Annotated in this window: 2 protein-coding genes; both read left to right on the plus strand. The window is 58.1% G+C overall.

What is annotated here, in order from left to right:
• A partial coding sequence (locus LPA02S_RS11855) for a hypothetical protein (RefSeq protein WP_054651844.1) occupies positions 1–406 on the plus strand: 406 nt, incomplete at its 5' end.
• 136 nt (positions 407–542) lie between these two features.
• A partial coding sequence (locus tag LPA02S_RS11360) for a GH25 family lysozyme (RefSeq protein WP_263850254.1) occupies positions 543–1,165 on the plus strand: 623 nt, incomplete at its 3' end.

Raw genomic sequence — 1,165 nt, forward strand, 5'->3', positions numbered from 1 at the left:
AATTGTCGCGGCGGCCACTCAATTTGTTAAGTCGCAGACGTCGATTAAGTCGGCCTATCTGCCATACCTGGCGGTTGGCATTGGGGTGGCCGCGGGGTTAGCATCCGTAGCCATCACGCACGACACTAACTACCTCGCCGGTGCGGTCCAGGGCGCGGTTACAGCAATGGGCACAAGCTGGGCAGTGGACGCGGTCAAACCAGCGGCAAAGGCAGTCGCAACTAAGGTGACGGACGCTAAGCAAGCCAAGGCTGATGCGGAGCAAGCACAGTTCGATGCGGCAGTCGCTAAGGCGGTGGAGGCCAAGCTGGTCGCCGCTATGCCGACGCAGGCTACACCTACCAGTGACGCGGCGCCAACACCAGCACCCGCTGACGGAGGTGATTCCAGTGCGGCACAAGTTTAATCGTTGGCTCACGGCCGTAGCGGTAATCGTTGCGGCCTTTGTTGTGGGCACGGGTGCGGTTAATAGCACCCACGACACACACGCACAGACACAGACGGCGGCGCTGGTACAGTCTAGTAAGTCGACCACAGCGTCGATTCACCAACTGGCGACCGTCTCCGCGGACAAGCGGGAACAGGGTGTCGACTGGTCTAAGTATCAGGGAGCATACGGGGCGTATGGACGCTCCGACGATAAGTTTGTCATCAGCCAGATTGGCGGTTTTTATGATGGCACTTTTATCCCACAATACACGTACAGTACGCAGGTGTCCTCGGCAATTGCGGCCGGAAAGTACGTCCACACGTACATCTACGCGCAGTTCACCACGCGGGCACAGGCGGACGCTATGCTGGACTACTACCTACCGAAGGTACAGACGCCTAAGCAGTCCATCGTGGCGCTAGACGTCGAATCTGGGACGCCTAACACCGATGCGGTCAACTACGCGCTCCAGCGTATCAAGGACGCAGGTTACACGCCCGTGCTATACGGCTACAAGGGCTTCTTGACCGGTAAGCTAGATCTAGCGAGCTTGGCTAAGTCCTGGCCGCTATGGCTGGCAGAGTATCCGGACTACCAGGTTCGGACGACGCCAGACTACAGCTTTTTCCCCTCATATAGCAACGTGCACGTCTTCCAATTCACCTCGACCTACAAGGCTGGTGGGCTAGATGGCAACGTTGACCTGACGGGACTCACGCACAACGGCTATACTAG

This window comes from Lacticaseibacillus pantheris DSM 15945 = JCM 12539 = NBRC 106106, assembly GCF_001591865.1.
In the GTDB taxonomy this organism is placed as follows: domain Bacteria; phylum Bacillota; class Bacilli; order Lactobacillales; family Lactobacillaceae; genus Lacticaseibacillus; species Lacticaseibacillus pantheris.